The organism is Paenibacillus sp. FSL H7-0918 (assembly GCF_038007025.1).
GTDB lineage: Bacteria > Bacillota > Bacilli > Paenibacillales > Paenibacillaceae > Paenibacillus_AQ > Paenibacillus_AQ odorifer.
This window is the reverse complement of record NZ_JBBOWJ010000002.1, coordinates 988,734-1,012,048: the sequence shown is the minus strand read 5'-3', so window position 1 is coordinate 1,012,048 and position 23,315 is coordinate 988,734. Positions and strand designations below refer to the sequence as shown.

The window sequence follows — 23,315 nt, the reverse complement described above, 5'->3', positions numbered from 1 at the left end:
TTTTGTCTAGCAACAGGTACTGCTAACAATGGCAAATTTGCTTGAAGATGTTACATCAAACGTAGATCACATAAGGGATGATGCGTAACCAATGGTGTGAAAGCGTCTAGAGCAGATTACTTGAAAGTTCAATGGTTTGTTAAAAACATCCACAATAGGTAAATTAACGAGACTTAGACTACAGGATAATTACGAATGATTAACGAGCTATGTGATCTTCATGGCATTACGTACCTATTAACCATCGAAGCGCTGTCCAACGCTAGTTGCTATAAGTGGTGGAGCTTACAGGATCGTCGAGCCGACACAAAGACAAGGTTATCCCGTATGCCGTATGCCTTATCCTGTATCCCGTATGCCGTATCCCGCATGCCGTATCCCGTATGCCATATCCCGTATGCCGTATCCCGTATCCTGTATCCCAAATTCCTACCGCCCAAAGCTCATGCTACCCACGGATTCCACTATAAACACAGGCACATATTGCTCGCCCATGTCTGTTCCAACGAGCTCATAGCCATTCTGATATTGGCCACTAACTAACGCGTTACCTGTAACGGAACCCACTTCTCCTTGGAGCAAAATATAAATCCCATCCGAGTAAGCAAGACTATTGCCGAAGTTATCTACGATGATCTCACAATGAAAAGAGACCTTTTCAAAAGGATGAGTGGTAAGATCCGCAGCTGAGATTACAGCATACTCCTGAACAATCTCCGCGAATTGATAGCTGCCGTCTACTTTACGGTAAAGCGCATTTTGCCCGTCAACACCGTCTCCAAGATCCGCATTAGGCACGAGAATAGAGTCATCCGGCTGCAGTTCATAACTATCACCAGCTAAAGAAAATAACTGCGAAATACCATTCGATTTCATCTCATATGCTGTGAAAAGGGTGCGTCCACCTTCAACCTCAGATTGGGCTAAAACTACAGGTACACCTGAAGAGGTTGCCAACTGTTCATTAAAAGTAAGACTGCGCAGACTCTCAAAGCGTGGCAAGCTGTTTCCGGTTAATGTGACCACATTGTCGTCGTTATTCATCGCGGCATAATAGAGCACGCCACTATTATCCGTCCCGGCAACGATCACTTTTGTGCCCAATAGTCCTTTGCGGGAGATGACGTTGTTGTATTTGTCTTGCTCTTCACCGCCAGGAAGGAGGCGAACAGGCTCTGCGATATTCCAAGCCAGCCTAGTAGCGGCAATGTTTGTCGAAGTATCTTCTAGCGGGGCAAGATCTCCGTATAATTGTATCGCTTCAGCATATTGACCTTTAGTTGTCAGACGTTTGGCGTTTTTTAGTAGCTTAGCCTTACTAGTATCGATCAAAGTCAGCACCTTGGATGACGTGATGCCTGCCGATCCTGCAAAATTACGATAAGCTACAGCATGCCCAGCAAAAGCTGTGATATTGTCACCTTCAAGATCTTTGTTCAGGATGATCTTCCCGCTGCTTTCTGCTTGTTGAAGTACCCAAGGAGCTTCGTAATTATGCTGGCTATAAGCACTCATCAGGGACAGGGTGCTTTCCAGCATGCCGGTAAAGTTTCCTGCTCCTGCTAAGGATTTTAATATAGCTGTGTCATGGCTTTTAAACTTTGAGGCTAGTAAATCCTCTTTGGAAGCTGCACTTCCATAATAAGCATCAGGAATCTGCAAAAGATTCCATTTGAAGTTCTCTTCATTACTCACCCCTCCGCTCTGGTTCTGGGCAAGCTCGGCAAGGAACTGCTCCTTAAACTGACGGAAATAAGAGGTGAACTGGTCTGAAATGCCTGAGGCCGACGATAACTGGCGATAATAGGATTCATAGGGACCGCCTGGCTTCATATATGTAGCTTTTAAACTGAGCAGAGCTTGATAGCTTTTCATAAATCCGGCAAAATCCTTAGTCGCTGCTTCCTCCTTAGTAGAGGCTACCAAATCATTCAGAACTTTGCGGATGTCTGTGATTGGAGCTAATTCATCCAGACGTTTTGCGACTCTTTCTTCCTGGTAATCAATGGAATAGTTGGCCGCTGCTTGACGGTACTGATCCTCTGCATTAATCAGATCCCCGGCAGCGTAGAGACGGTCGGCTTCTTTGGTGATTTGTATTTTATCTGCGATGAGAAAAACCTTCTGTCCAAGCAGCACAAGCATGCATATACACAAAATGATCATAAAGTTTCGCAGGGTTATTAATTGTTTGAACGTCATATAGAGTAGCCTCTTTTTTCAAAATATAAGAAAGCCTAAGAAAGTATAAGTTTTACGGTATACATCATCCTTATATTTCTTTGAGAAACGGTTGGTTGTCATCAATAAGGATGTTTGCTTTATATTGGTTCATCTTAGCTTTCAGGTCTATTGGACCTCCGGGTCCCAGCGATATTTGGCTTCACGAATGTCAGCTACCCTGAGGTCTAAGCCGTTCCAAGGTTCATGGGGATTCGCAGCAATGAGTTTGGACAACCGCAAGAAACGGTCCTTGGGCAGATCTTGCACGTATCGGCCAATCATATTGGAGTAGAGCAGGGCATAACGCTTCATTCTTACCGCCGCTCCTGCAACGCTCGTAAGGATGGTTAAGCCGTTAGCCATCTGGCGAATCTCCACTTCATAGTTCTTCACGTAGCGTAGTGTACGATCCTTAATGAGATCGGGACGGACTTTAGCGATCTCGCCGATATATTCGGCTAGCAGTGGTTCGAAGTCTTTTAGAAGAAGCTGCTCCAGTTCTAGATCCATATCCTTGCGGAGTAAAAATCCATGCAGCAAAGCCACTCGCTGCCGCGCGATCCGGTCGCCGCGAAGCAGGATGGAGAGCTCCCGCAGCTTCTCATAGGCAAGAACATCATCCTCACGGAGTACGGAGACAGCTTCCTGACGGTTGACCTCCAGCCCTTCCTTGATGATGCCGATCCCACGACCAAGCAGCTCATTGAGAGAACGAAGATTCTCGTTCTGCCTTACTTTTCGCTGCGTATAGTACAATAGTCCAGCAAGCACAAGACCCCCGGCACCACACAATATCATTTGTTGGATGCTATTTCCAAAATAGACAGAGGCTAGTGTGAGCAGTAAGATGAATAGTAGGCGGGTATGCATCTTCCGTCTGGCTAGTGATGCTGCGTGCTGCTCTACAGCAATAAGTGAGGCTCTGCCACATTTGCTACAGCGGTCTTCGCCAAGAGCGGTATACCGCCCGCAGTGGCGACAGATGCGCAGCTTGTCATAAGCGTAACGCGGGGCCTTGAAAGGCCGGAAGGTAACGGGTCTTTTCTTATTCACGGCCTTTATCGCCTCCGTTCAAAGCGGCTAGCAGTCGATCGTTAATATCATCACGTGTCAGTGGTTTGCGCTGATGTGCGGCATAAATGGAAATCTGAATTACGGCAATTAGGAACGTAATCCCAAGAATGACGTATGAAATCATGGAACAATCCTTTCTCATGGACGCTCTGCAGTCCAGATGGCTTTTAGAATGATAATCTTCTATGCATCAATGCACTGGGTCCGGCGGTCCTAAAGTTGAAGTTTACAAGGTTTAATTATATCATAATGGCATGCTATTTACAGATTTTAGCGATAGTGCTGAACCTGTCATATGTGCCTAATATAACACAAGAGGAGCCCTATTTATGCTTCGTAAATATCAAAGTATTAGAACAACCAAGACTCTCTTTCTACGTATCTTTCCGGCATTGCTCCTGACTCTTTGTCTAGCTGCCTCGCCTTTTGCAGCTGTTAAGGCCTATGCGGCAACGTCGGCGCAATCCCACATTGACGCTGTGCTTCTTATTGATGTCAGCAACTCCATGAAGACTAGTGACAAGAACAAAATCGCCAACGAAGCGATGAAAATGTTCATAGATATGTTATCCACCCAAGGTGATAAAGTAGGTATTGTTGCCTATACCGACAAGGTGCAACGGGAAAAGGCCCTGCTGCAAATTAGCTCGGAGAGCGATAAGCAGGATTTGAAGGATTTTATTGATGGTTTGGACCGAGGAGCTTACACCGATATCGCTATTGGCGTAGAGGAAGCTGTAAAGGTTCTGCAGAATGGAAGTGACCCTTCCCATGAGCCTATCATTGTAATGCTCGCTGACGGCAATAACGATTTCAACAAAGCGACAGGCCGGACGCAAAGTGAATCAGATAAAGAGCTGAAGGCGGCCGTAGAGGTTGCCAAAAAAAATGGCTATCCCATCTATACCATTGGACTTAATGCAGATGGCAAGCTGAATAAACAAAGCCTCGCCGACCTGTCCAACGAGACGGGTGGTAAAGCATTTTCGACGGACTCAGCAGACGATCTGCCGCAAATCCTGAGTGAGATTTTTGCCAGCCATTTGAAGCTGAAGGTAGTGCCTGTGCAGTCGATTACTGCAAATGGCGATTATCAGGACGTGACCGTCAACGTGCCTAACGGCAGTGTTTTGGAAGCCAATATCTCAATTATGTCTTCACAGCCTGTGACAGCGAAATTAACGGACCCGTCAGGTAAAGAAGTTGCGATCCCCTCAAACAATGTCCTGCTGTCCAAGTCTTCTACTTATAGCTTGATTAAGCTACTGTCACCGCAGGAAGGAGATTGGAAACTTCAGGTTAAAGGTGTGCCAAAGGATAAGATTGATATTAATCTAGTCTTTAACTATGACCTGGAGCTTAAGATCGATGCGCTGCCATCAGCAACCTATAAAAAGGGTGATAAAATCGACATCACCTCGCATCTGTTCAGCAACGGTACTCAGGTAACACTCAGTAATTTGTATCAAGATATGAAGGCGGTACTGCTTGCTACAGATATTGATACAGGTGATGTGCAAGAAATCGAACTGGATAACTCCGGAGCTGTCTTCAAGGGTACCTTTGAGGTAAAAGAAAGCCATAACTACGAGTTGAAGGTACGGGCAGAGGAAAGCAGCTTTTATCGGGAAAGTGCACCTGTCCAGATCAGCGCGAAGACAGGCGGAGCAGCAACAACAGCACCTTCTACAGGGACTGGCAACGAAGAACCCCTGAAGGAAGCCTCATCCAAAACCCTGTATTACATTATAGGGGGCATTCTTTTAGTGCTGGCAGCGGGTGCAGCATGGTATGTGCTGAATAAGAAATCGGCACGTGGTTTTGTTGGACAGCTGGTAGTAGAGGTTAAAGACAGCAATACGGGTGAGAAGACCTACCCACAATATAAGAAGCTTGCAGGCTTCAAGGGCAAGTTCACCCTTCATCAGCTGCTGCAATTGGCGCCTGAACTGAAGGAGAGCGAAACTGTTATTTTCACACCGGCTAAGAATGACCGATTGCTGTTACGCAGCGGAGAAGGTGTTACTGTGGAGAGATCCGGACGTGCTGCGGATGCTTCGCGTGGTCTTGAACTGAAGAGTGGGGACCGCGTTTCAGTATCTCTACAGACGGTAGATAAGACGATTTATCTGGAATATTTAGTATAGTAGGCAATGGCAATGTATGCCGCAGAAACAGTTTTGCTGCAAGATATCTGAAGTACAGCTTCCGCAAAACTTTTAGGAGGATAAGCATATGAAACCAGTAGTAAGAGAGCATATACAGCAATTGGATGTATCACTAGGCGGCGGGATTGTCAGCGATAAGATCAGGGTGGATACGATTGATAATCCGATCCTGATCATTGGACTAGGCGGCACGGGCATTGATGCTCTGCTGCGTCTTAAATATCAGATTAACCGCCGCTTTAAGCTGCCGGAGGATCCGATATCCAAGAAGAAACGGGACAAGCCGGATAATGTGGAATTTCTAGCTTTTGAGACGAATGAACAGGATCGTGGAAAAAAATACAAAGGCATTGGGCTGGACCCGCAAAATGAATTTGTACTGTTGGCGAATGCCGAAATCGGCGGATTGTTGCAGAACCGCAGTATCCTCGATTCCTATATTACGGATTGGCTGTCACCTGAGCTGAGTATTACAGATGGTATGAATGGTGCTGCTGGTGTGCGGCAGGCTGGACGTCTGCTTTTGTTCACCAAGATTAATCAGGTTGTAGGCGCGATTGATAAGAAGATCAAGACGTTATCCGTAGGCACTAACAAAAAGCTGATGGTCTTTCTCCTGACAGGTCTGTCGGGCGGTACAGGCAGTGGGGCTTTCTTGGATATTGCCTATATCGTGCGCGGTATTATTGAACGTGACTATGGATCAGCTGGTATTGACCGTGTGAACACACTGGGGTACCTCTTTACACCTGACGTGAATTTGTCTAATAAAAGTCTAAGCGAGCACACGCGTGAATATATTCGCAAGAACGGTTATGCAGCGCTAAAAGAGCTGGATTACTGGATGAATGTGGACAGTCGTGGTGAGCGGTTCCAGCAGCAATACGGTAATATTTTGACGGTAAATTCACCGCTGCCTCCATTTAATCTATGTCATTTGATCTCTGCAACGAATACCGAGGGTAAGCTGCTGGAGAATGCGTACGATTACTGTATGAACGTAACGGCGGAGAACATCACGAACTTTATGGCGAGTGAAGAAAAACAGTCTGGTGAAGAATTCGCCATCCATGATTATATCAGCAATATCCGCACCAACATTGCGCAGATGAACAAGACCTACCCAGCTAACTATGAATACAACATTATCGGTGCCTCGTCCGCTGTGCTTCCGATTGAGGAAATGACGACTTACCTGGCTTTCCGCTTGTTTGATAAAATGGAAAAAATGTTCCAGCAGGCGCCAGGTCAAGAGGATGTAGAGAAATTCGCACGTAAGCTTGGGATTGATCTCGACAGTATGATTAAGACGTTTGAATCCCGTGTGCCTGAGCCGTTGCCAGGCTACGAGAACAGCGAACGCTTGAGCCATGCCAATGTTGTTAAGAATCAAGTGGTAAGCATGGATACAGAGCTGGAGCAGAACTTCCTGGCTCGTGCCCGTGAAGAATATATCAAATCGAAAAAGCAGCTGCCTGGCGAAATTGTGGGACGTTTCAGTGAAGAGCTGGAGCGCATCTTCCTGCACCCAGAGCAAGGACCGTTCTACGTTTCCCGCCTGCTGTATACCGAGAAGGGCTTCTGTATTTTGAAGCTGATTCAGTCTTATATTGAGGCTTTACGTGAAAGCTTGTTGCGTTTGCCACGTGATATTGAGACGGCGCAGGACAGTGCGGATGAGAAGCTGAGCGATGCCCGCAGTGCTTTTGTCTCCAAAGAGAAGAAGAAAAATGCCTATATTGAGGCTAAAATCAATGAGTATTGGCTGCACGCCGATGTAGAACGCACTGAACAAATGATTCAATTTTACGAGGACTTATATGAGCTATTAAACGATGAGAACAGCCGGATTTACGGTGTGTTTACAGAGATTCTTAGTGCGCTTAGCTCGATTTTTGCCAAGAACGGGGACATCCTTATCAATGGCGAAGAGCAGGCAGACTATAAAGGAAACAAAACTTATTATTGGAACATTGTGAACGTGCCGGATATTTCGGCGACCATCTCCAAGATTATGGATCAGAAGGACGGCGACGACCTGATTCGTGACTTCACCCGTGAAATGCTGAAGCATTCCGGACGTTGGGTTAAAGAGCAGGAGATTGATATCGTTCGCTCAATTTCGGAATTCCTTAGCGATAAGTTTGGGGATCTGATTACCCGTTCGATGGAGGATTTCCTTGTGATGAAATTCGGCCATGAAGAGCCGCTGGATAAATTCGTTGAGCGGATTATTGCCGGTAAATTGGACGAAGAGGCTGTGCCTACCTTCCACCTTAGCAATAGCTCAGGCAGCTTACATTTTCCATCATGGGGTTTCGTTTCCGTGCCTGTAAAAGCGCCGGGTATCCTAAAAGGGATTCGTAATTATCAGAATAATGCGCTTGGCAAATCGCAATTTACGATCAAGGAAAGCCAAGTGAAAAACCGTATTTTCTGGCTTAATACACGTAACGGTGTGCCACTTTTCGTATACACGCCGCTGCGGGTGTTTGAAGAGAACTATGAGCGGACCATTCTCGACAAGGAAGGGATCGGCCGCCATCTCGTGATGACGGATAAGAACAACTGGACGTACCTGCCTTCTCCGATTCCAGAAAAATCATGGGGCGACACTTACGTCAATTCTCGTGTACGTGATTATAACGCTAGAGTGCGTGCAGACTTTGCAAAAGCGCTGGCAAGTGGAGTCATTATTGAAAAAGGTGTAGATGAGAACACAAGTAACAGATATTCTGTTGTGTTTACCAAACCTTTTGATCTGGACGCCATTTTGAACGGTTTCGATATGCAGCTGCAATCCACACGCCCAAATCTCGGTGAAGTGAAGAAGGCGGTTGATGAGCTGAAGAGCCTGCGTGAGAAGGGCTTGGAGCGGGAAGGCCTTAAAGATATCTTTGGCAGCATCAACAAGGACATGGCGCAGGAGAATCTCATTCGTTCACCGCAGCTGATTTCACGTGTTCGTGTGGAGCTGGCTAAATATGCTGAACTGACTGCCAAAGCCGCTGAGCTTGAAGGTGTGCTTCATCAATATCTGGACGAAGATAAGTGGATGGATCAGTTCATTGAAGCTTTGTATACAGACAGCATTATCAAAAAAGGCGCACTCTACGTTTATGACCGTGATGAAGAAGAGGACGCTTGGGAGCCGTTTGCTAATTTGATGAAAGAGCGCAGCTACGTAGAGTATGCCGTGTATCGGCACTTCCGGGAGCTGGATGAGAAGAGCCGCAGCATACTGCTGCGTAAGGCCGCACGTCGTGCAGGTGAAATGACTGCCGCTGAAGACGTTACCCCGCTGCTCTATAAGCTGGAAGGACTGTATGTATCATTCCTGGAAGCACGCGACAGCTTGGAGTACGAACGGGTAGAGTATGAGAGCGGCGATGAGATGTACGGATTCTACAAGAGCATGACTAGCAAGCTCGGCAGTATCCGCAGAAAGTTGAAATAGGCCTATGATCAAAACACAGGCATTATCTTATGGTGAACAATATGCGGTACAGGAAGAGGCACAGCGCAGCAAAGGGGATGGACGCAGCAGCATCCATTACCCTGCCCTGTTTCTGTTCGTAGGCGACAAGGTTGCTCCGGCCATCGGTCCGGTGCTGGATAGCTGCGAACGAAAATGGGATAACGCCGGCGGTGTTATGGCATTAAATGCTGTGTCAGGTGCAGCAAAAGAGGGAATAGACGGAAGTATAAGTGGATCTGTTGCGGGAGGAAAAGACCGGGTGCTGGCCATGGCCTTGCCGGAAACGGCAGGGTCAGATCCACGCACTGTGCGTCATGAACTTTACCGCAAGTTTCATGAGGATACACGTTATCTTGCTGAAATGAATAAAGTTATCCGGCGGCTGAGCAACAGTATAGCGGATTATGGACGTCTATATTCATCTTTTGACGTCATCCATCTCTCTATCATTACGCGGGTTGATGATCCGCTTAATGTATTGCTGCCGGAAATTACACTGCTGGCTCGTGCTGTACTCGGCCAGTCCTTTAAGTCCGTACAGACAGATCTCTACGCTCTGATCAATGAGCGGGAGCAAGGGGATAATTTTGGATATTCCAGCTCAGTAGGGCTGGCTTTTCTGCGTGAATTGGACAGAATGCAAGCTACGGACTATAAGTTTAATGCGCCGTTACTTGTGACGGAAGACGGTCTGTCGATTCCAGTTGCCCATGGTCCTTCCGCATTATTTGACCTTGTGTATCTGCTCTCCGATAAGAATGAGCGCGGTATGATGTCTGCACACGGTATGGATGACAACTACGAGATTATTTCTCATATTAGTCTGCTCAAAAATCGGGTCCGCCCGGCTTCTGATCAGGCTACTGGTCATGGCGGATATAACAATATGACCTTCAAAAGCGGCATCAGGGGCAGCACTGGAAGACAAGGCTACGCCTCTGCTGGCTTTTCCGGGGTAAGAAGACCTAATGTTCAAATTGCTTTGGCGGTGCTGTATCATGCGTTCCGGCGGCTTGTCTCCGATATGCGTGAGGGCAGTTCGTGGACTATACGTGAACGGCAGGCGTTGTTAGGGCTGGACCCTGACAGCTTGCGGGAACACGCGGTACACCTACTTCCGGAGAAAGACGGCCTAAATGAAATGACGGGGTTAATGAGTCACGGACGCCCTACCTATAATGAACTGAAGCAGCTGTCACTTCGTGAAGCTGAACGGCAGTTGTTCGGTGACGGGGGCGAAGCTTATTTCCGCAATAACTTTGTGGCAGAGTCAAACCGGAGAGTAGAGGGAATGAATCCATTACGCCAATGGCGCACTATGCTGGCGGCGCAGGAAACATCTACGCCAGCGGTAAGCTTTTATCAGCTTGCGGAGTGGACGGCAGATCGTGATGAAGCCGGAAGTGTGCTCCATCTTTTACGTCAGCATATGGCAGGCCTGCGTTCCGCGATTCTCTCCATGCAGGAGGAGCTTGAGGACCTTTACGCAGAAAGCGTGGAGCGCCAGCCGTTCCAGCGTGTGCCGCTTTTTGATAAAAGAACAGTACGTAACTTCATTCATTATTTATTCTCAGCCGTATATGGAAGAAAATATGAACTATTGGGCCTAGAAAGTGAGCTTGCCCTATGCAGTCGTTTGGAATCTGCACTTGAGCAGCTTCATATGGAAAGTATGGCCCGTGTGAAAGCTATGGAGACTTTGGAGGAAGAATTGCGTATTACTGTTATGGACAGCATTGGGCGAACAAACGAAACAACGGGCCAGAACGTAATGGAATACTACCGCGTAGTCACAGAAGAAGTGATGAAGGATATCGAAACCCGGCGTGGACCTGGAATATTCTTCAGTGAGAAGTACATGGGCAGTATCTCCAAGCTCTTAGAACAAGGGAAAGAAGCTGTGATTGAGCGTTTGATTGATATTTGCCGCCGGGAGCTGCTGACAGCAGAACCTTTCAATTTATCTTTTGAGGAAGAGCTTCTGCGGCGTGCAAATGTTGCGGCAGCCTATGAGAATCGTCAGGTTCTATCGAGGGAAGAGCTGTTCAAGCGCTTGTATCATAATTTGGAAGAGGGCGCGGCCATTAATGTTCGGCTATTCGAATACACGCAAGAGCATCGTCATGAGGAGAAATATTTCTTCGGAGACAGCTCATCAGAATTCCTACGCTACGCCTTTGGAGTGGATGAGACAACCCGGATTTACCGGTTAGGATTCGTGCATGAGCAGCGGAGGAGCGGAGTGGAGAAGCTAAACCTGATGGGCGGCTTTCATTTAGAAGACCTGCTCTATTATCGCAACGGTAAGGTCTATTATGAGACTTATGCTCAGAATGGCTATCAGCTCCATGGGCTGAGTGAAGATCAGCTTCCTGAGATGCGCTGATGGCGTAATAGATAGGTACCCTCACTTTGAGTCCCTTTATTGCCTTTGTGCAATAGAGTCATCGGATATAACGCTTAATTAGAGTTCCGGGATAGGGACATTTCTCCTTATTTCCACTGCACACTATGCAATAGAATAGAAATAGATGTTTCTCCTATTCCATTCTATTGCACAAAGTGCAATCTGGGGGATGATAACACATCCGGGTAGCCCGTTTATCAGGCAGCATAACCCCCGGAATGTTTAAAGGATAAGAGTACAATTCAGATTTTACCCGGAAAGGAAGTATAACGATGCAGAGAAAAATCAATCTGCTGCTGCTCTTCTTCAGTCTGATCGGCGGCGGGGTCGCCTTTCTTTTTGGCGAATGGCTGCTAAGCTGGTATAACGATCTGCCTTCCATCCTGCTTGTGGGTATTTATTTTGCCATTGTGGCGCTGGGAGTCGGTGTAGGCTGCCTGCTTGCAGAGATGATCTCGCCACGACTGAACGGAGCTTCATGGAAGCAGCGCTATCTGGGGTTATCGTGGAAGCTGCTGCCTCTGATGATTGTTCTTGCACTTGGTGTTGGAGCCTTAACGGAGTTTGTTTATGAGCTGAATTTTGGCGGAGCCAGACCAGTTAAGAATGTAGTAATGGCTATCGATGACTCAGGCAGTATGACACAGAGTGATCCCGATAATAGCCGGTATTCCGCAGCAAAAGCGTTAATTACAAAAATGGACACTGACAATAAGGTAGCCGTGGTGACCTTTAACAACGAAGCTGTAGTTGTCCAACCTTTAACGCCACTTTCAAATTCGGAGAATCGTGAGAAGGTGCTGACTGCAATCGATAATCTGCAGCCAACCGAAGGCGGTACGAATATTAGCGGTGCGGTCTCGGAGGCACTCAAGGAGATTGACAGTGACGGCAAAAAAGACCAAGGAGCCATGGTCATCTTGTTGTCTGACGGAGTGAGTAATTTCGATACCACAAGAGAGTTGCAGGCTTATGTAGAGCGCGGCATTGCCGTGAATACCATTGGTCTGGGCTTGAATGATCCAGCAGGCACTCAGCTGTTGCAGGATATTGCGAGAGTGACAGGCGGACACTATTATGATGTCAAGGATTCAGCCCTACTGGGCGATGTGTTCCAGCAGATCTATGACCGTCTGGGAGATCGGACGCTGCTAACTGAGCGCAGTGATTCAACGGCAGACAGTCCTTATTATGCTGCGGTTCGTATTTTGTCACTGATGTTGATGGGAGCTGCGCTTGGATTAGGTCTGGGAATTATGTTTGATAACCGTCATTTGGCTAAAAGCTTTGGGATTGGCGGCGTAATATCAGGCTTGTTCGCAGGACTGATTCTGGAATTTGGACTTAGCGGTGACTCCTTTACAGATAGTCTTATTCGTCTTCTGGCTGTTCTTATATTAGCTGCTATTATTGCATTATTTACAGGCGTCATTCCGGTAGGAGAAGGACGTATTTATCGAAATAGAAGAAACAATAACGCAGCGCCTGCACCAGCATCGGATAACTTTCCGGGTCGGCGCAGAAGCCGGAACAGCAAAGGATTCTAGTGTAGCGGAAAGGGGTTTACAGTAATGAGGTACGCCGAGGTTAATGCTTCCGCTCCGGGAATAACGGATGTGACATCCCAAGTGGATGACCGATTCTGTACGCTGAGATGGCGCTGGCCGGACGGCGTGCAGGCGGTGTACATCCACAAAACCTCCGCAGAAGCGGCTGACATGGGAACCGGAGATGATCCGCCGATCGGGATGAAGCTCTACACTCGTGAGGAATACAAATCTAACAATGGTTATCGTGATCGATTGGATGAGATCGGCCTGATATCCTATACGATATTTGCTCGCCTTGCTGAGAACGGTGAGACTGCCCTGGTGAGGCAAAATGATGGTGTGAACCGGGTGATGGTCAGTGCAGGCAAAGCCCGGATCTATTATTCCATTCAACAAAAAAAAGCCTTATTCGGAAAACAAAAGACCGTACATATGGCGATTACGGCAGAAGTGCCCGTGGCACGGGATGTCCTCTGTTATGTCAAGAAACGTGGAGGGCATCCTGCAGGGAAAGAGGATGGTATTCTCTTTCCCTTCGTCCAGGATTTCGCTCCTGGACGCAATGTACTTCCGCCGATTGAAATCGGTAAGGATGATTTTGTACGCATCTTTTTCACCGATGGCAAGAAATATGGGCTTTATTACGAATTGGTACCGGAGTGAGACTCGGTCTACACGTACAAGCGGGTAATGAGCAGTGGCGTTCATAGCAAGTACGTAGATACAACTTTTGGGAGGATGAGTAGATGTCTTTTTTTAGCCGTTTTATGAAAAAGAATCAGCCGGAGCCGCGGCCGCTTTTTTACGATATAGTGTGTCCGTATTGCTTCACCAAGTTCTCTCCGGAGGATGTCGTCTTTCGGGCTATGCACAGCCGGGAGGACGATGAAAATTACGCATTGGGTGAGGATGACGCCTTGAACAAATACCGTGAGCGCTTTGGGCTTGATACGGTAGATGACATAGAAGCGATTATCAACCCGGCGGATATTCCGGAAGAATATCATCATTACACGGATCATGTGTTAACTGGGCTTACGGATCGTTACGGTGTGCTTACGCGCAGACGGCTTTGCCCGTCCTGCCATAATGAGCTGCCGGTGACTGCCGGGAAGGTGCCAAGTAACATCATCTCGATTATCGGGGCATCCCAAGTCGGGAAATCGGTGTATATGACCTCGCTGATCCACACATTGCAGCATACTACAGCAGGTCATTTTGATGCCGCTTGTATGCCGCTTAATGCAGAGATTAGCCGTAAGTTCCGTACATTGTATGAGGAACCGCTTTTTGAGCGTGGGGATCTGCTGGCTTCTACACAGAAGGAAAAAATGCAGGAGCCTTTTATCTTTCAATTTGTCTTTAAGGATGAAAATAAACCGCCACTGACACTTGTATTCTTTGATGTAGCAGGTGAGGGTATGGTGGATCAGGATTATCTTGGACTTCATGGTCAGCATATCAAGAACTCTGCGGGTATTTTGTTTATGGTCGATCCGCTGCAAATCCGTTCTATCCGTGAAAAGATTCATATTAACATCGGTGACCGCCCGGGAGAATGGGTCTCACAATATGACGAGCCGCGCGATGTGGTGCTGACGATGTTCGGTGATTTTATTGCCTATCAGGAAAAGAGTAAGACAGACATTCCAACAGCGGTTGTGCTTGCCAAAAGTGATATGCTGCATTCGCTGAAGGATGAGGATGGCGATTACATCAAGTCCAACAGCAATGTGTTCAATAACTATGTTCACCGCAAAACATTAAACATGGACGAGTTCCATAATATCGACGGGGAAATTCGCAGATTTATTGGTAAGGTGGACAGACCCTTTAAAGATACGATGGATGTTTATTTCGCGAATACGGGTTATTTTGCAGTATCTGCATTGGGCAGCAATCCTGTGAATCAAAAGATTGAGGGTGTAGTAAGCCCGATTCGTGTAGACGAGCCTTTTATTTGGCTGCTGCATAAGCTGAAGTATATTGAGGGGAGCGACGGCCCGTGAATGTTTTCTCAGGGTCAACAATCGCCCAACAGATGTACACCCGCGAACGTCGCGGAGTGTTTCGTTCCACAGAAGGCTTCGATACGGTAGCGAAATCAGATAGTTTAGACAATAATTTTGTGAAAAAAATCCTTCATCCCTTCTGCCTCTACGATGCTCCTGCGGAGTTAACCGCACGTGGAGAGAAGGATGAGGCTGCATATCCTGGTGCGCTGCACCTATTTCATGCTGAGAACGGGGATACAGTTATTGGGCTTAGTCGTTATCAAGCGGCCGATTTCACAGGCCAACGAAGCGCTTTTTTTGCACATAACTATGTAGTTCCTGCTTCACGTTCCGAAGAAATTGTGCAGAGCTATGGAGACTGGCTGCATGCTGATTTTGCAGAGCGTCATACGGGAGAGCTTGGTGGAACCTTGCCGGAGCTGCCCTCTATTCCAGTTGTTCGCACAGACCGCAGCCCGGATCCAATCGCAGGCTTACGTCTGTTAGGGATTGATGAAGGGATATTCAAGGCGTTATTGCAAGCCGTAATGCTCTCTGTAGCGGGTAAGAAAAAAATCTACGTGGCTCTAAACGTACCTATCACCGAGTTGTCCGCGCGGGCGGTGGAGCTTACAGAAATTCTGTATAGCGTGCTGCCGTATGAATTCCGCCGTAGATTAGGCGTGATTACGTATGCGAATGAACCGCAAAGCCGTAAATATATACATCTTAGCTTTGTGGAAAAAGGTTCACTTCGTCCCGGTGATCGCAGTATTGAGAAGGATTATACCTTTGATTTGGCTTCCGGACGGATGGGGAATGTCGATTTTGGCGAGACCCGCCAGCCTTATGCTGATTTGGTGTGGAAGCTATTACTGCTGAATCCAGGAGATATTAACGACTTCGTAAGCTTCGCCGATCAGATTCTACGTGGAGAGAGTCCTGAGCACAAGCTATCCCTTTCTTTCTATAATGAGCTGGCTATATTTTATGAGATTGAGCAAGGCAACGAGCATTTATATACGGAAAACAAGAGTGCGGTGCTAAGTGGTTTGCTTTCTTACCTTAAACCAGACGGTGCAATTCATTCTAGAATCCGCTTGAATGATATTTTCTTAGAACGGTTTGACCGGGAATTTGATCTGATTCGGCAAAGAAATGTGCCAGATCCGGCGATTATGGAATGCTTTAAAGAGTATTTTGTACTTAAAGATCACAATTACAGGGTCAGAATCGTGGATTATTTCATCAATGGGATGCTTCATAGTGTGGAAGCGGGCCGCAAGGATATTTTGAGTGCTGCTTACAGGATCATTGAGAGTAATGATGAGTTAAGTGCAGCTTACTTCCAGCGCGTGATGTCTGAAACTTATTTCCGTAAGCAGCTACTTGAGCCTTATATGGAATCAAGACTAGCTGCGGCGTCCAGATCTGCGGATATTCTGAGCTTTGTGCTCCATTGGGGGCGGTTCCTGCCAGTGGCGTTAGAGCAGTCTTTTGCTCAAAATGCTGTGAAGGATTATTTGCTAGAAAAGCTCCAGCTGGAGCATGATCCAGTGGCTTCTGTGGCGGAAATTCATGAAATTGTAGATAAGGCAGAAAAAGATCGCCGCAAAGGAACAGGAGTTGCTCCTAAGGCACTCTCCCTAATGCAGGATCTTGCTGCTTCAGCAGATAGATTCTTACTGAACCGCTTATCGCTTTCTGATATGACGCAGGAGGAGCTTCTGGAGGTAGTTTTTTTACGGTATGGTAATGTTGTCGATTGGCAGCCGCCACTGGATAGGATTAGCAAGCAGAAAGAGAATGCGCTGCGTGCCGCTTACCGCTGGTTTGGTGAAGAGAAGCCGAATGAGGAGATTTTTACAGGATTGTCTCCGCAGGAACTAGACGATGTGCAGCTACTGGGTCGTCGTTTGCTAAAAGAGGCGCGTGTTCTGGAACCCTTTGAACGGCTTCCGCTAGCCTTTTACTATACAACTCAGCGTGAAGGGGGTCCGCTGGATTACGATGCGCTTCTGGAGCTGTTAAAGCGTAAAGCCGGTTCCGACAAAGAAATCATCTATCGGTTTTTTGCTTGGTCGCAAGGCAATCCTTTATTTACGGTTTCGAATAAAAAGCTGCAACCGGGTTACCGTAAGGCGATTCTGAAGTATTTCCTGAGCAGTGATCGTGAAGCGTTCAAGAATCGGGAATTCCGAAAGAACTATGTCGCGGCAGCTCGGCCTGCTCTGCAAAATGTGTACAATGAAGCCCGCTCCCAACTGGCTTCCCCGCTGGCGCGCTGGATCAGCCGCAGCCGATTTCGACTCTTAATCTCCGGCTCCATTACGGGTATTCTGGTGATTATTGCAATTATCGTATTCAGTATGCTGCGTCCGGATGATACGAAGACGGCTCTGCCGGGGACAAGCCCTGAGCCGACCCCTGTTCAGAGTGCAGGCAATATACTGCCTCCAGCTTCAGTATACTTGAAGGATCAGAGCGTCGAAGGAGATAAGGGGAGCAGCATATTGGTGTTCACCTTCGCAAGTGCAGATGACTGTGTGCAGTTTCAACCGACTGAGATTAGTTTAATGTCTTCGTCTACAGAGATAGATAAAAGCTTTAAGGTCGCTGCTACAAATGGGACTTGTCCAGTGCCGTCAACGGATGGGACGGATGAGGGAAACGCTGCTGACGAGTCAGATGCCGCTGGCACTACTGGAGGAACAGCAGAAGGTGCAGATGCTACTAATGCTGTAGCTGATGCATCTCCGTCTCCTACGCCTTCCTCTAATACTGAGGACAGCACTGGGTTGCCTTCCGCAACAGCTGTGACTGAAGGTGAACAACCTTCCTATCAGGTTGAGGTTACATTGGAGCCTGGAGCGACAATTCTAGAGAAAAGTATGATCAAAGCCGGAAGATTTACATTGATCGTAGATCCCGATCCTAATATTCCACCAGCTTCTGATTCAAGTGCTGAACCCTCCCCGACTGCAAGTCCGGAAGGAACAGCAGAATAACAAGCTTTCTGAACAGCAATACCCACCGGAAGGTGGCGTATTGCTGTTCATTTTTTTGCTGCCCATACTAAGCTTTTCTATAGACATGCTATGTATTAATAGATATGATTATGGATGTCAAAATAAGATACTACATACTGGAAAAGGTGCAGACTAAATCAATCTAGTCGTCTGCTTAAAAGGGAAGTCCGGTGCAAGAGTCCGGCGCGGTCCCGCCACTGTATGTGCGGAGCGTTTCTTCTATAAGCCACTGCCCCGAAGGTAGGGTGGGAAGGTGAAGAACAGCGATGAAGCATTAGCCAGGAGACCTGCCTTTTTCGTGAGCGTTTCTATTCTTCGTGGGGTAAGAATGTGGAACATATACAGATGGACTGTTGGCAGGAAGCAAGCGCCGCAGCCTCAATTTGTAATCTTCCCTGACCGCCCTCCAAAGGGGCGGTCTTTATGTTATGCGTCTTATTCCCGGCAGTACCCATTCTTATACAGAAAGAGGTTAAACAATGAAGAAAATCATGTCTTCCAAGTTTGTAGCACTTGGGCTGGCCTTATTCATGGTCATTTCAATTCTAGGAACATCTCTTGCTCCGGCGGGACAAATATTTGCAGAAGCGGGCGCTGGCGCCGGTCTGGAGGCAACTGCCGCGGAGCGGATTAATGTTGCGGATGCGACTTATGCGGCTGCAGAATATCTCTTGAAAGGTGGCGTGCAATCGGATTGGCAAGCCATTGGATTAGCGCAAGCAGGGTACAAGCTGCCGGCTAGTTACCTTTCAGAGCTTGAGAAAAAAGTAAAGGATGCAGCTGGCGATTTCACCAATGTAACCGATTATGCTCGAATCGTGCTCGCAGTGAGAGCGATTGGTGCAGATCCTACTAGCTTTGCTGGTAACGGAACGACTCCTGGCTATAATCTGATTGAGAAAATTTATAATAATAGCAAGCTCAGTGAACAGACGCTTAATAATCCGGTATATGCTTTACTTGCGCTGGATTCTGGTAAATATAATATCCCAAGTGACGCGAAATGGACGGCGGATAAGCTCCTTACGGAGATTCTCTCCAAACAGAATCCGGATGGGGGCTTTGCACTAACCTCAGGCGCAAGTGAGCCTGATATGACAGCGATAACCTTGACGGCTCTGGCGGCACATAAAAATAATCCCGAAGCCTACTTAGCAGGGCTACAAGCCGTAGCTTGGTTATCTGCAGCTCAAGATAGCCATGGGGGTTACGGTGACAGTGCTGAAAGTAGCGCACAAGCAATCCTTGGACTCACCTCCTTCGGAGTTGATCCTAGTGGATTAGAATACACCAAAAACAAAGTGGATCTAATGGAGAACCTGCTTAGCTATCGTCTAGCTGATGGTAGCTTCACCCATAGCCGTGGTGGAAGCAGTAATATTCTGGCGACAGAGCAAGGGCTTCAGGCGCTGGTTGCCTATAATTTGCTATATAAAGGAAGCAACAGTAAGCTATACGATTTTTCCAAATCCTCCATTCAGAGCTCACTCATCTACGCTCCAGTAACGATTGAGGGACCACAGGCCACGTTGGCACAAGGGTACGCCTATGCTGGCAACGCACTTGGAGCGTTAGAGAAGCTGGCGCTTCAAACGAACTTGCCGATCACGAATCCTTCGGGCAGTTATGTGACTGGCATCGGAAGTATTGCTGCTGGAAGCTTTGGTGGTTATGACGGATGGATGTATGTTGTATCACGTGACGGAAAATGGATTAATCCCGATGTAGGCATGAGTGATTTTGTACTTAAAGATTCAGATCAGGTACTGGTTTATTATGCCGGAGATGACACTAAGCTTGTGGATTCCGTTACGCTTTCCAAAGCAAATCTTAAAGAGGGCGATTCCTTTACCGTCACTGTAACTAGTAAGACGTGGAAATGGGACGCTGCTACGAACACTTCCTCTCCTGTAACTGCAAAAGCTGCGGGTGTTCAGGTCCAAATTGGAGCTCAGACGGTAACGACGAATGCTAAAGGTGAGGCCGTATTCTCAGGAAATATGCCCGCAGGTGACTATACACTGACTGTAACTGGCTACCGTGAAGGCAAAGCCCCAACGATTGCTAAATATACAAAAGCTCTAAAAGTGATTTCTAAGAATGTAACAGCTTCGCTAACCGTTGAAGGCCCGGAAGGGTTGATTAGTGAGGGGACTTTGAAAGCCTCCAATGCCCTTGAAGCGTTGCAACAACTAGGGTCTACCGATGATTTTAAAGTAGATATCACCAAATCGTCTTATGGCAACTTTGTATCAGGTATCCATGGAGTTTCGCAAGGTACTTACGACGGATGGTGGAGCTTCGTGGTATCACGCGGCGGGGAGTGGATATATCCAAGTGTGGGTATGGATGCGTTCGAACTACAGGAATCCGATCGTGTACTTGTCTATTATGCAGGAGAAAATACACAGGTTGTAGATGCTGTGGTGCTTACCCCATCACAGCCAAAAGCTAATGAAGCTTTTACTGTAAAGGTTTCACAGAAAAAGTGGGTGTGGAATCAGGAAAGCTTAACTTCTGATCCGGTTACCTCACCAGCTGCAGGTGTGCAGGTTTCGGTTGGTGATAAGAAGGTAATCACGAATGAACAAGGTGTGGCTGTTGTTGATGGGGGTCTCCCAGCAAATAGCTATACAATAACTGTTACCGGTTATGCTAAAGATAGCGTACCGAGCGTAGCGCGTTATACTCAGTCTCTGACTGTCGGATCGTCTGTTATTGCTCCAGCAAAAGCTACCGCTACCCTCTCAGTGATTGGAGATAGCCGGAAAGGAACCATCCTAGCCAGTACAACAGTAGCTCTAAAAGAGGGCGAAACGGCTTATAGCTTACTAGTCAGTCAATTAGGGACTAAGGTAGTATCATCCGGCAACGCTGGAAGCATCTACGTGAAATCTATTGACGGGTTGGCTGAATTTGATGGAGGCCCAAGCAGCGGATGGAAGTATAAAACGAACCGGGATGCGGATCCAAGCATCAGTGCAGACAGTTATATTTTGCAGAACGGTGATACTTTGTACTGGTACTATACCTCTGGAGAATAAGGAAGAGGAAGTTTGATTAGGCGGGCACACATGGATTCGGAGTAATAGCGGATCGGGTGCCCGCCCTTTTTTATTTGAGGAAAGTCGTTTTATGACAATATATACTTTTATTCGACACAATATTTTAAAAATCATCAAACTCTTAGCCCTTCCGACCGATAAAAATAGATAGATCATAAGATAATGTGAAGGCGGAGTGTAGATGAAAAATTTGAAAGTGAAATACAAAATAGGGCTGCTTTTGGTATTCGCAGTAATTATGGTGAATGCTGTAGGGGGCATAGGCATCATCACAATGAACAAAATGGCCGAAAAGACAAATGAGACATATAATGAAAATTTATTGCCTGTTTCTTACGTAGGGCAGATGCGTACGAATAATAGGGCTATTGAATCCTATCTTTTGGAGCGTTTGATTAGCGTTGATGCCAGCAAAAACAAAGAACTTTCTGAGAGTATCCAAGTGAAGGTTCAAGATAATAATGAACTTATGAACAAGGTGAAAGCGATTCAGTATAATGATCTTGCTATTGTAAGTAAAATCAAAGAGTATGAGTCCTTTTTGCCAGATTATCGTGCACAGCGGGATAACATTATAAAGATTGCTGATAGTAATCATAATCAAGAGGCCTATAAAGTATTTTCAGGCGAATTTAACGAATCCCGTGAAAAAATGATCAACCTGCTTAAAGGAATTAGTGATTCTTTGCTTAAAGATGCTGATGAACACAATTCAGGTTCCATGGCAACCGCTAAAAGCATGCGGGTAAACAATACCTTAATGATTACGTTCGCTTGGGTGATTTGTATCGTGATTAGTATTGCAATCATTCGACTGATAACAAAACCGCTTAAAGAACTGCAAGGACTAATGAAGCGGGCAGAAGATGGAGATTTGACCGTGGTAGCAACGTACACCGCCAAGGATGAGATCGGCCAAATTAACAGTTCATTTAACAATATGCTGCAGGGCTTGCGGAAGATGATGCAAGGCATTGCAGAGAGTGCAGAACTGCTGTCAGCTTCATCGGAAGAGATGAGCGCTAGTGCTGAGCAGACCTCATTGGCTTCACAAATGATCGCTGTATCTTCTGGAGAGATTGCTGCGGGATTTGATGAGCAGACAGAGAGCATTAACAGTACAACACGTTCTATAAAAGCAATGACCAATGATATTGCAGCCGTAGAGGGCAGCAGCTATGAAATGTCGGATCTAATGGGAGTAGTTTCCGGTTCATCGGATCGTGGAGTAGAGGCTGTAGACCAAATCATTGTGCAGATGAAGGAAATTGACCTCAGTGTAACTCAGAGTCAGGAGATTGTTTCTAATCTAGGGACATTGTCACAAGAGATTAATACAATTATTACAACGATTAACGGTATTGCTACACAGACGAATCTGCTTGCGCTCAATGCTTCTATAGAAGCAGCACGGGCTGGTGAGCATGGACGGGGATTTGCTGTAGTTGCTGGAGAAATTCGTAATCTGGCGGAAGCAACTAGAAATAGTTCTTTGCGGGTTACAGATATTATTACACATATCCAAAAGCAAACCGAAAGCGCAGTAGAATCCATGGCTTTGGGTACTGAGCTAGTCACCAATGGCGTAGTTCAAAGTCATCTGGTATCTCAAGCTTTTCATGAGATTCAGACTTCCATTAAAGAAGCTACCTTACAGACAGGGGAGATTAGAGAAGCGGTTGCTCATGTCGCCATGGAATCACAAGGTGTGGCAGCAGCTATGGAACAGGTCAACGTTATATCTAGTAAAGGTGCAGAAGGTGTTCAGGACACAAGTGCAGCGAGTCAGGAGCAACTATCCGCAATGGAGGAAATGTCGGCTTCAGCTCAGTATTTAGCGGTGCTCGCAGAAGATCTGCAAAAGACATTGTCCAGCTTCAAACTATAGACTTCATAATAATATTAAAACAGCAGAGCAGCGGTTCTCCAGTAACGGAGATCGCTGCTCTGCTGTTTGTGGTTATAGCAGATTGGGAGCAAGTGCGAGCCAACTGATCTCAGTTGGTCAAGGGGGAGGGATGTAAGCTGGTCTCAGTAGGTCAGGGGGGAGAGATGTAAGTTGGTCTCAGCAGGTCAAGGGGGGAGAGATGTAAGTTGATCTCAGTAGCAGTAGCTCAGGAGCGTATAGACGTAGGCTGGTCCCAGCAGGTTGCGGGCAAACATATGCTATGTGATCTCCAGCGACACTAGTGGTAAGACGGAGGCGTGGAAACAATAAAAACCTTGGAGATGATCGGTATGCTCATACCTCGTAACCTGTAACCCGTAACCCGTACCCCGTACCCCGTACCCCGTACCCCGTACCCCGTAACCCTATTGTCCCCGGC

At 46.9% G+C, this 23,315-nt stretch carries 12 protein-coding genes and 1 riboswitch; of the genes, 9 read left to right on the top strand and 3 right to left on the bottom strand.

Annotation, left to right across the window (positions count from 1 at the left end; genetic code table 11):
* Positions 1-429: 429 nt before the first annotated feature.
* From MHI15_RS18465 to MHI15_RS18455, 3 genes are all read right to left on the bottom strand, one after another.
* On the bottom strand, positions 430-2,202 hold the full coding sequence (locus MHI15_RS18465; protein WP_341164678.1) for a hypothetical protein: 1,773 nt from the start codon (positions 2,200-2,202) through the stop codon (positions 430-432).
* Between the two features lie 147 nt (positions 2,203-2,349).
* Positions 2,350-3,276, bottom strand: a complete 927-nt coding sequence (locus tag MHI15_RS18460; RefSeq protein WP_076308978.1) for a hypothetical protein — start codon at positions 3,274-3,276, stop codon at positions 2,350-2,352.
* A complete protein-coding gene (locus MHI15_RS18455; RefSeq protein WP_155986556.1) occupies positions 3,269-3,421 on the bottom strand; it encodes a hypothetical protein in 153 nt (50 codons plus the stop codon). Before MHI15_RS18455 ends, MHI15_RS18460 begins: the two co-directional genes overlap by 8 nt.
* Positions 3,422-3,626: 205 nt before the next feature.
* Here MHI15_RS18455 and MHI15_RS18450 point away from each other — a divergent pair, with 205 nt between their 5' ends.
* From MHI15_RS18450 to MHI15_RS18410, 9 genes are all read left to right on the top strand, one after another.
* Positions 3,627-5,444 carry a vWA domain-containing protein gene (locus MHI15_RS18450; RefSeq protein WP_312151118.1) on the top strand — a complete coding sequence of 606 codons (1,818 nt, stop codon included), beginning with the start codon at positions 3,627-3,629 and terminating at the stop codon, positions 5,442-5,444.
* Between the two features lie 88 nt (positions 5,445-5,532).
* Positions 5,533-8,922 carry a tubulin-like doman-containing protein gene (locus MHI15_RS18445; RefSeq protein WP_341164677.1) on the top strand — a complete coding sequence of 1,130 codons (3,390 nt, stop codon included), beginning with the start codon at positions 5,533-5,535 and terminating at the stop codon, positions 8,920-8,922.
* Positions 8,923-8,926: 4 nt separating this feature from the next.
* Positions 8,927-11,329 carry a transcription initiation factor TFIID gene (locus tag MHI15_RS18440; protein WP_341164676.1) on the top strand — a complete coding sequence of 801 codons (2,403 nt, stop codon included), beginning with the start codon at positions 8,927-8,929 and terminating at the stop codon, positions 11,327-11,329.
* 293 nt (positions 11,330-11,622) lie between these two features.
* Entirely contained in the window at positions 11,623-12,897 is a 1,275-nt protein-coding gene (locus MHI15_RS18435) for a vWA domain-containing protein (RefSeq protein ID WP_076129588.1), read from the top strand.
* A 24-nt stretch (positions 12,898-12,921) separates the two neighbouring features.
* Positions 12,922-13,563 carry a beta-mannanase gene (locus MHI15_RS18430; protein WP_076099551.1) on the top strand — a complete coding sequence of 214 codons (642 nt, stop codon included), beginning with the start codon at positions 12,922-12,924 and terminating at the stop codon, positions 13,561-13,563.
* 83 nt (positions 13,564-13,646) lie between these two features.
* Positions 13,647-14,909 (top strand): hypothetical protein, encoded by a 1,263-nt coding sequence (locus tag MHI15_RS18425; protein WP_076129587.1) that lies wholly within the window; start codon positions 13,647-13,649, stop codon positions 14,907-14,909.
* Entirely contained in the window at positions 14,906-17,902 is a 2,997-nt protein-coding gene (locus MHI15_RS18420; protein ID WP_076279866.1) for a GAP1-N2 domain-containing protein, read from the top strand. Before MHI15_RS18425 ends, MHI15_RS18420 begins: the two co-directional genes overlap by 4 nt.
* A 127-nt stretch (positions 17,903-18,029) precedes the next feature.
* Positions 18,030-18,232: riboswitch (cobalamin riboswitch) on the top strand.
* A gap of 170 nt (positions 18,233-18,402) precedes the next feature.
* Positions 18,403-20,967, top strand: coding sequence for a DUF4430 domain-containing protein (locus MHI15_RS18415; protein WP_341164675.1), 2,565 nt, complete (start codon positions 18,403-18,405; stop codon positions 20,965-20,967).
* Between the two features lie 202 nt (positions 20,968-21,169).
* Positions 21,170-22,876, top strand: a complete 1,707-nt coding sequence (locus MHI15_RS18410; RefSeq protein ID WP_341164674.1) for a methyl-accepting chemotaxis protein — start codon at positions 21,170-21,172, stop codon at positions 22,874-22,876.
* Positions 22,877-23,315 lie beyond the last annotated feature (439 nt).

Bases quoted from the DNA above. Each gene is read 5' to 3' on its own strand.
- MHI15_RS18440 (WP_341164676.1), top strand. From the start codon at position 8,927: ATGATCAAAACACAGGCATTATCTTATGGTGAACAATATGCGGTACAG.
- MHI15_RS18445 (WP_341164677.1), top strand. From the start codon at position 5,533: ATGAAACCAGTAGTAAGAGAGCATATACAGCAATTGGATGTATCACTA.
- MHI15_RS18425 (WP_076129587.1), top strand. From the start codon at position 13,647: ATGTCTTTTTTTAGCCGTTTTATGAAAAAGAATCAGCCGGAGCCGCGG.
- MHI15_RS18430 (WP_076099551.1), top strand. From the start codon at position 12,922: ATGAGGTACGCCGAGGTTAATGCTTCCGCTCCGGGAATAACGGATGTG.
- MHI15_RS18415 (WP_341164675.1), top strand. From the start codon at position 18,403: ATGAAGAAAATCATGTCTTCCAAGTTTGTAGCACTTGGGCTGGCCTTA.
- MHI15_RS18450 (WP_312151118.1), top strand. From the start codon at position 3,627: ATGCTTCGTAAATATCAAAGTATTAGAACAACCAAGACTCTCTTTCTA.
- MHI15_RS18455 (WP_155986556.1), bottom strand. From the start codon at position 3,421: ATGATTTCATACGTCATTCTTGGGATTACGTTCCTAATTGCCGTAATT.
- MHI15_RS18465 (WP_341164678.1), bottom strand. From the start codon at position 2,202: ATGACGTTCAAACAATTAATAACCCTGCGAAACTTTATGATCATTTTG.
- MHI15_RS18435 (WP_076129588.1), top strand. From the start codon at position 11,623: ATGCAGAGAAAAATCAATCTGCTGCTGCTCTTCTTCAGTCTGATCGGC.
- MHI15_RS18410 (WP_341164674.1), top strand. From the start codon at position 21,170: ATGAAAAATTTGAAAGTGAAATACAAAATAGGGCTGCTTTTGGTATTC.